This is a genomic window from Clostridium sp. DL1XJH146 (assembly GCF_054819755.1).
Genome location: NZ_JBTVVN010000146.1, coordinates 1 through 266, shown reverse-complemented (window position 1 = coordinate 266; position 266 = coordinate 1). Strand labels below are relative to the sequence as shown.

The 266-nt window shown below is 35.0% G+C and carries 1 protein-coding gene; it reads left to right on the top strand.

Annotated features, from left to right (window positions below; all coding sequences use genetic code 11):
* Window positions 1-168: 168 nt before the first annotated feature.
* Window positions 169-266 (top strand): 30S ribosomal protein S21 (rpsU, locus tag ACVHXK_RS18875; RefSeq protein ID WP_461207944.1); only part of this gene is annotated, 98 nt, incomplete at its 3' end.

The following is a 266-nucleotide window of genomic DNA, read 5'->3' as shown; positions in this document are numbered from 1 at the left end:
AACTCAAACTATTAACGACCTTGCAAGGGCAAATAGCTGGAAATGTAAGAACAAACTCAAAAAATAAAAGGATTGTTTTGTTCTTCATTAAAAATGCACTACTTTTGCACCTCGCAAGAAGTATATCTCCCTCGCAATTATTAAATAACAAAATAAAAACAACGAAAAATGATCGTAGTACCCGTTAAAGAAGGCGAAAACATCGAACGCGCCCTCAAAAAATTCAAGAGAAAATTCGAAAGAACAGGTGTTGTTAAAGAGCTCCG